The following is a 7,623-nucleotide window of genomic DNA, read 5'->3' as shown; positions in this document are numbered from 1 at the left end:
CATGACGTCAATCGCCAAAGCCGTCCTCACCCTGGAGCGGCAACGCTGAAGAAGCTCAGTGAGCGAAGATTGCCTTGAACCCGTAGAGATAGCTGTAGTTCGGTTGCGTCGTGGCGTCAGCGCCGCCTTGCGGCGGCGGCCCTGAGGAGCGGAACGGACCCAGTGGACCCTGTCTGGACCACGCCTTCCGAGCAGCACCCGCGCCAGGCATGCCGTACCCGCTCCGCCTCTGGTGAGCAGGCCATAGGTGCGCTACCCGAGCGGCCTAAGGGAACGGTCTTGAAAACCGTCGTGGCAGCGATGTCACCGTGAGTTCGAATCTCACCGCTTCCGCAGTGGTTCAGCTTGTGAGCTGAACAGAGGGGCGCCCCGACACCGGGGCGCCCCTCCCGTGTGTTCGGCCTCCTCCTCGGTCGGTAGCCCGGCCTGCCCGGGTTCACCCCCGCCACCCCGACATCCGCGCCGCCGAAGCGATCGTGGCCCGTGCCTCCCGCTCCGTAAGCCCTGTCTGTACAGCCGCTTCGATCAGGGGGGCCAGCAGGGCAGGCCCGAGGTCGTTCTCGTAGGCGCGGCAGGCTGCCCAGAAGAGGCGGGTGTTGCGTTGGCCCTCGTGGGCCGCGAGGACGAACTGGACCAGGCCCTGGCCGTGTTCGCCCGGTGTGGGGGACGCAGAACGGTGTGTGCGGGGCGTCGGGAGGAGGAGGCGCAGGAGAGACGGTGGGCAGAGGGCCGGGGTCAGGTGGGCCGTGCCGGGGGCCGTGCCGTAGACACCGTGGTCGGTGCGGGAGCCGGGGCCTACCAGGTAGCCGCCGGCCCCTCTGATGTCGATCCCCGGGGCCAGCCGGCTCGCGGAGTTGGGGACCACGGCGTCCGGTGGGCCGGTCAGCCAGAGATGGCGTCCTCCGGACGGGGTCAGGACGACCACCGTCTCGGGGATCGTGAACAGGTGGCGCAGGGCCAGTTCGCGCAGGGCCGCGGAGGAGTCCGTACCCGACTTGGTGTCGAGGTCGATGCCGATGAGGTGGTGCGGGGGCAGGCCGCAGGCGATGCCGTAGCCGGTGGCCCAGGGGGCGGCGGCGAAGAGTTCGCGGATGCGGGACGGGTCGGTCGTGGCGTCGTACACGCCGTGGCCCATGCCCCCGCACTCACCGTGGCACGGGGTCTGGGTCGGGGCCGGGTCGTCGCGGTGGGGGGAGCGCAGGGCCGGGAGTTTCGTCCGGGACAGGGGGATGACGGCCAGGCCGCGCTCGGCGGCTGACAGGGCGTGTGCGAGGGCCAGCGTCGTGGCCTGCCGGTCTGTGGTGGCCATGCCTCCATGTTCGTACTGATGTTCGAAAAAGGGAAGGGTGTGCCGGTTCGCCGTAGTCCCCGGAATGGAATGGCTGGAAATGTGCGAGAACGCATCGGCCTTGCGTCCCTTGCGTCCCTTGTGTCTCTTGTGTCCCTTGGGTGTCACCCCCTACTGGCTTGGCGCGAATCAGCCCTATCGGGCTGACCTGCTACTTCCATGTTGTGAAGGGGGTTTATCGACTTGTCATCACGCTTCAGAGGGAATGATCAGTTCCGGGGTGGTTCGCCGGGGATTCGGTGGGCAATTCTGATCTCGCGACGCAGTGCGCAGCGGCGAAACAGCACCGGAGCGGATGGCCAACCGCCTCGGGATCAGAGGTAGTTCACGCATCCCATGCATCACACACACCACACACCACATGCATCACATGCATCGCATGCACTCCGCATCACACGTACTTCGTACGGTCCGGCACGGAGCCGGGGCGTACATGTTCTGGAGGAACAGACATGGCAAGCATCCGTACCGCCCGCGTTCTCGCCGCCGTCTCGGCTCTGCCCCTCGCCGCCGCGCTCTTCAGCGGGGTCGCGGTGGCGGACAACGGCGCCTTCGCGGACGACGGATCGAACGCGGCCGTCGCGAGCATCCTCGGCAGTGGCGTGGGCGGAAGCAACAACGGCAACTCGTCCACCTCGCAGCAGCAGGCGGTCGGCTCCGGCGCCTCGAACCAGAACAACACCGCACAGGTCAACGGCTCCGCCTTCACGGCCATCGACCAGTCCAACGCCGTCGTCAACTTCACCAAGCTCTGGTGAGCCGTGGGCCGGGCGGGGGTGTGGGTCCCCCGCGGTCCTGAACTCCCTTGTGGGGGGCGCTTCGTGGGGTGGTAACGCGTCTGTGCGGCGGCACGTACTTCGTGCCGCCGCGCAGACGTTCTCCGAGCCCTTCGCACCCTATTGACACCCTCCAATATCTGACGGACAGTCAGAAACCGTGAGTCACCTACCCAGTCAGCGGCCCAGCCAGCGGCCCCTTCGTGGACCTGATGACCCGCCCAGCGGTCAACTCGCCGAGCGGCTCGCCGTGTTCGAAGGGCGCCCCGCCGTCAGTGGCGGTGTCGGCAAGGATCCCGTCAACGAGCCGATGATCCGGCACTGGTGCGAGGCGCTGGGCGACACCAGCGCGGCGTACGCCGGACCGGACGCCGTCGCGCCGCCCGCCATGCTCCAGGTGTGGACGATGGGCGGCCTCTCCGGGAACGCTGGCCGCTCGGCCGCGTACGAGGAGCTGCTCGGCCTGCTCGACGGCGCGGGCTGCACCTCGGTCGTCGCCACCGACTGCGAGCAGGAGTATCTGCGGCCCCTGCGGCCGGGGGACCGGGTCACCTTCGACTCGGTCGTCGAGTCCGTCTCCGGGCCCAAGAGCACCAAGCTCGGCACCGGGTACTTCGTCACGACCCGGACGGATGTACGAGTGGACGGTGAGCCGGTGGGCACCCATCGCTTCCGGATCCTCAAGTACGCGCCGGTACGCACCTATGCCCCCTCCGTCCCCTCACGCGCCCCTGAGACACCTACGGGACAGAAACCCCAGGTCGCCCCCACCTCCACCCCCACCCCCACGCGCCCCCGGCCCGTCATCAACCGCGACAACGCCGGATTCTGGGACGGTGTCGACCGGCACCAGCTCCTCATCCAGCGGTGTCTCGGGTGTCGTGCCCTCCGATTCCCCTGGCTGCCGGGGTGCAACGCCTGCGGCAGCGGTGACTGGGACACCGTCGAGGCGGGCGGCGACGGCACCGTCTTCTCGTACGTCGTCCTGCACCACCCGCCCTTCCCGGCCTTCGACCCCCCTTACGCCGTCGGGCTGATCGAGCTCGCGGAGGGTGTGCGGATCATCAGCAACGTGGTCGGCGTGCCGTACGACAAGGTGCGGATCGGGATGCCGGTGCGGCTGGAGTTCGTACGGTACGAGGAGGGGCAGCCGGCGCTTCCGGTGTTCCGGGGCGACCTTCCCGCGGAGGTGGGCGGATGAGGACCGGGGACGAACTGCCGGAACTGGAGATCGCGATCACGCGCACGCTGATCGTCGCCGGGGCCATCGCGTCCCGTGACTTCCAGGACGTGCACCACGACGCCGAGTCGGCGCGGGCGAAGGGGTCCCCCGACATCTTCATGAACATCCTCACCACGAACGGGCTGGTGGGACGGTACGTCACCGACTGTTTCGGGCCGGCCGCGGTGCTGCGCAAGCTCGCCATCCGTCTCGGCGCCCCCAACTACCCCGGCGACACGATGGTGTTGACCGGCCGGATCGAGGACGTCGACGGTGACACGGCTGTCGTACGGGTCGTCGGGGCGAACGGGATCGGCCGGCACGTGTCCGGCACGGTGACCGTCTCCGTACCCCAGCAACCCCCGTCGCCCCAGCCGGGAGGCACTCCGTGACCTTGCACGCGCGCGACGATCTCGGCGGCCGGGCGGCCATCGCCGGTATCGGGGCCACGGAGTTCTCCAAGGACTCGGGGCGCAGCGAACTGCGGCTGGCCGTCGAGGCGGTGCGGGCCGCACTCGACGACGCCGGGCTGACGCCGGCCGACGTGGACGGGATGGTCACGTTCACGATGGACACCAGCCCGGAGATCACCGTCGCGCAGGCCGCCGGGATCGGGGAGTTGTCCTTCTTCTCGCGGGTCCACTACGGCGGGGGCGCCGCCTGCGCGACCGTGCAACAGGCAGCGCTCGCCGTCGCGGCAGGGGTGGCCGAGGTCGTCGTCTGCTACCGGGCCTTCAACGAGCGGTCGGGGCGGCGGTTCGGGTCGGGGGTGCAGCGGCGGGAGCCGTCGGCCGAGGGGGTGGCGCTCGGCTGGTCGCTGCCGTTCGGGCTGCTCACGCCCGCCTCCTGGGTGGCGATGGCGGCGCAGCGGTACCTGTACACGTACGGGTTGTCGGCGGAGGCGTTCGGCCAGGTCGCCGTCCGGGGCCGGAAATACGCGGCGACCAATCCGGCCGCCTGGTTCCACGGCCGGCCCATCACCCTCGCCGACCACGCGGCCTCGCGCTGGATCGCCGAGCCCCTGCGGCTGCTGGACTGCTGCCAGGAGACGGACGGCGGCCAGGCGGTCGTCGTCACGTCCGTCGAACGGGCGCGCGAGCTGCGGCAGTCGCCCGTCGTCGTCGCGGCGGCTGCCCAGGGCGCGGGGCGTGCACAGGAACAGATGACCAGCTTCTACCGTGACGACCTCACCGGGCTCCCGGAGATGGGCGTGGTGGCCCGTCAGCTGTGGCGGACCGCCGGTGTGGGCCCGGCCGACATCGACGTCGCCATCCTGTACGACCACTTCACGCCGTTCGTGCTGATGCAGCTGGAGGAGTTCGGTTTCTGCGCACCGGGTGAGGCGGCGGATTTCGTCGCGGCCGAGGGGCTGCCCCTCAACACGCACGGGGGCCAGCTCGGAGAGGCGTATCTGCACGGCATGAACGGCATCGCGGAGGCGGTACGACAGCTCCGCGGGACCTCCGTCAACCAGGTGCCGGGGGCGGAAAGAGCGCTGGTCACGGCGGGCACGGGGGTGCCGACGTCGGGGTTGGTGCTGGAGGCCGCCGGATGAGTGCGACCGTCCGACCGGCCGCTGGGCCCGAGGCTGCCCCCTACTACCGGAGGAGCAGCCTCCGTACTACCGCCGTACGACCGCTCAGGGTCGAACCCTTACAGCCCCGTACCCGGCCTCCACCTTCAGGAGGTGGAGGCAGCCCCCTTCCTACAACCTGAGGGGGACGCGGCTTCGGGACCTGCGGCCGATGAGCCCGAGTAGGGGTCGAACCTAGCGTAGAGCCATGACCACACTCGTCTGCACCAGCGCTTCGAACGCGGCTACGCCGACGACGCAGACCCTGTCGTTCGCGTCCTACACCTCGTACCCCTCGTTCTCGTCGTACGTGAAGGCCCGCCGTCCGGTGCTGCTGCGCACCGCCCGGTCGCTCACCGCGAATCCGAGCGACGCCGAGGATCTGCTGCAGACCGCGCTCACCAAGACGTACGTCGCGTGGGAGCGCATCGAGGACCACCGCGCGCTCGACGGCTATGTCCGCCGGGCGCTGCTGAACACGCGGACGTCGCAGTGGCGGAAGCGGAAGGTCGACGAGTTCGTCTGCGACGAGTTGCCCGAGCCCGAGGGGACGCCGGTCGGCGATCCGGCGGACCAGCAGGTGCTGCACGACGCGATGTGGCGCGCGATCATGAAGCTGCCCGCGCGGCAGCGGGCGATGGTGGTGTTGCGGTACTACGAGGACCTGAGCGAGGTGCAGACGGCCGAGGTGCTCGGGGTGTCGGTGGGCACGGTGAAGTCGGCTGTCTCACGGGCGCTGGGCAAGCTGCGCGAGGACCCTGAACTGGTGCTCGCCCGGTAGCCGCTCGGCACCTCCGCCAGTGGACTGTCAGTGGGCCTGGCAGCGGATCCGTCAGTGACTCCGCCGGTGGATGCGCCCGTTGGTTCCCGGAGGGGAACCTCCGGTGACCCCCGATAGTTCCCGAGGCACGACGTGATCTGATCGATCACTCTCCCCTAGTGACGTACCGCTCGGTATGTGCGCAGAATCAGCACAACCTTTACCACCGAGTAGGCAATGAAGCCCCGGGAGGACGCCGTGCTGAGCACCATGCAGGACGTACCGCTGCTGATCTCAAGGATCCTGACCCATGGGTCGACGATCCACGGCGACTCGCAGGTCATCACCTGGACCGGTGAGGCCGAACCGCAGCGCCGCTCCTTCGCCGAGATCGGGGCCCGGACGGCACAGCTCGCACACGCCCTGCGCGACGACCTGGGAGTGGTCGGCGACGACCGCGTGGCCACGCTGATGTGGAACAACTCCGAGCATGTCGAGGCCTATTTCGCGATCCCCTCCATGGGCGCGGTCCTGCACACCCTCAACCTGCGTCTGCCTCCCGAGCAGTTGGCCTGGGTCGTCAACCACGCCGCCGACAAGGTGATCATCGCGAACGGCTCACTGCTGCCGCTGCTCGCCCCGCTGCTCCCGCACCTCAAGACGGTCGAGCACGTCGTGATCTCCGGCCCCGGTGACCGTTCCGCCCTCGCCGGGTCGCACGCCCAGGTGCACGAGTACGAGGACCTCCTCGCCGGGAAGCCGACCGGTTACGACTGGCCCGAGCTGGACGAACGCACGGGCGCCGCCATGTGTTACACCTCCGGGACGACGGGCGATCCCAAGGGCGTGGTGTTCTCGCACCGCTCCATCTACCTGCACTCCCTCCAGGTCAACATGGCCCAGTCCATGGGCCTGACCGACCAGGACACCTCCCTCGTCGTGGTCCCCCAGTTCCATGTCAACGCCTGGGGGCTGCCCCACGCGACCTTCATGACCGGTGTCAACATGCTGATGCCGGACCGGTTCCTGCAGCCCGCCCCGCTCGCCGAGATGATCGAGAAGGAACGGCCGACACACGCCGCCGCCGTCCCCACCATCTGGCAGGGCCTGCTCCTGGAGCTCACCGCGAACCCCCGGGACGTCTCGTCCCTCACCCAGGTCACCATCGGTGGCTCCGCCTGCCCGCCCGCCCTCATGGCGGCCTTCGACAAGCTGGGCATGCGTGTCTGCCACGCCTGGGGCATGACGGAGACCTCCCCGCTCGGCACGATCGCCCGGCCGCCGGCCCACGCGGTGGGTACGGACGCGGAGTTCGCGTACCGCATCACGCAGGGCCGTTTCCCGACGAGCGTCGAGGCCCGGCTGAGCGGCCCCGGGGGCGAGCGGCTCCCCTGGGACGGCGAGTCGGCCGGCGAGCTGGAGGTGCGCGGCCCGTGGATCGCGGGCTCGTACTACAACGGCCCCGACGGCGAACCCCTGCGCCCCGCCGACAAGTTCAGCGAGGACGGCTGGCTCAAGACGGGCGACGTGGGCACCATCAGCCCCGACGGCTTCCTGACACTCACCGACCGCGCCAAGGACGTCATCAAGTCCGGCGGAGAGTGGATCTCCTCCGTCGACCTGGAGAACGCCCTCATGGCCCACCCTGACGTCATGGAGGCGGCCGTCGTGGCCGTCCCCGACGACAAGTGGGGCGAGCGCCCGCTGGCCACGGTCGTGCTGTCGGAGGGCTCCACCGCCGACTTCGCGTCACTGCGCGCCTTCCTCGCCGGTGAGGGGAAGATCGCCAAGTGGCAGCTCCCGGAGCGCTGGACGATCATCGAGTCGGTACCGAAGACGAGCGTCGGCAAGTTCGACAAGAAGGTCCTGCGCAGGCAGTACGCGGAGGGCGAGTTGGACGTCACCAAGCTCTGACGGCCGACCGAGGCCGACTGAGGTCGCCTG

7 protein-coding genes and 1 tRNA gene are annotated in these 7,623 nt (G+C 69.5%); 7 read left to right on the top strand and 1 reads right to left on the bottom strand.

The genetic code is table 11. The annotated features are described in order from the left end of the window. Nucleotides 1–249: 249 nt before the first annotated feature. Nucleotides 250–335: transfer RNA gene (locus tag IEY89_RS38240), tRNA-Ser, on the top strand. Between the two features lie 101 nt (nt 336–436). Here IEY89_RS38240 and IEY89_RS38235 read toward each other — a convergent pair. Continuing rightward, complete coding sequence (locus IEY89_RS38235) at nt 437–1,309, bottom strand: bifunctional DNA primase/polymerase (RefSeq protein ID WP_189152139.1); 873 nt, start codon at nt 1,307–1,309, stop codon at nt 437–439. A 491-nt stretch (nt 1,310–1,800) separates the two neighbouring features. On the opposite strand from IEY89_RS38235, the gene IEY89_RS38230 reads away from it, so the two are divergent. The 6 genes from IEY89_RS38230 to IEY89_RS38205 all read left to right on the top strand — a co-directional run bounded on the left by IEY89_RS38230 (nt 1,801) and on the right by IEY89_RS38205 (nt 7,593). Next, nucleotides 1,801–2,106, top strand: coding sequence for a hypothetical protein (locus tag IEY89_RS38230; RefSeq protein ID WP_189152138.1), 306 nt, complete (start codon nt 1,801–1,803; stop codon nt 2,104–2,106). A 268-nt stretch (nt 2,107–2,374) separates the two neighbouring features. Beyond that, nucleotides 2,375–3,325: a bifunctional MaoC family dehydratase N-terminal/OB-fold nucleic acid binding domain-containing protein gene (locus IEY89_RS38225; RefSeq protein WP_189152141.1), complete on the top strand. Its 951-nt coding sequence runs from the start codon at nt 2,375–2,377 to the stop codon at nt 3,323–3,325. After that, nucleotides 3,322–3,738: a MaoC family dehydratase gene (locus IEY89_RS38220; RefSeq protein WP_189152137.1), complete on the top strand. Its 417-nt coding sequence runs from the start codon at nt 3,322–3,324 to the stop codon at nt 3,736–3,738. The genes IEY89_RS38225 and IEY89_RS38220 overlap by 4 nt, the downstream gene beginning before the upstream one ends. Continuing rightward, a complete protein-coding gene (locus IEY89_RS38215) occupies nt 3,735–4,901 on the top strand; it encodes a lipid-transfer protein (protein WP_189152136.1) in 1,167 nt (388 codons plus the stop codon). The genes IEY89_RS38220 and IEY89_RS38215 overlap by 4 nt, the downstream gene beginning before the upstream one ends. Nucleotides 4,902–5,127: 226 nt before the next feature. Then, nucleotides 5,128–5,700 (top strand): SigE family RNA polymerase sigma factor, encoded by a 573-nt coding sequence (locus IEY89_RS38210; RefSeq protein WP_189152135.1) that lies wholly within the window; start codon nt 5,128–5,130, stop codon nt 5,698–5,700. Between the two features lie 216 nt (nt 5,701–5,916). After that, nucleotides 5,917–7,593: a long-chain fatty acid--CoA ligase gene (locus IEY89_RS38205; protein WP_189152134.1), complete on the top strand. Its 1,677-nt coding sequence runs from the start codon at nt 5,917–5,919 to the stop codon at nt 7,591–7,593. The last annotated feature ends 30 nt before the right edge of the window (nt 7,594–7,623 follow it).

This window comes from Streptomyces lacrimifluminis (assembly GCF_014646095.1).
Taxonomy (GTDB): domain Bacteria; phylum Actinomycetota; class Actinomycetes; order Streptomycetales; family Streptomycetaceae; genus Streptomyces; species Streptomyces lacrimifluminis.
The sequence above is the reverse complement of the archived record's forward strand: the minus strand, read 5'-3'. Positions and strand labels throughout refer to the sequence as shown.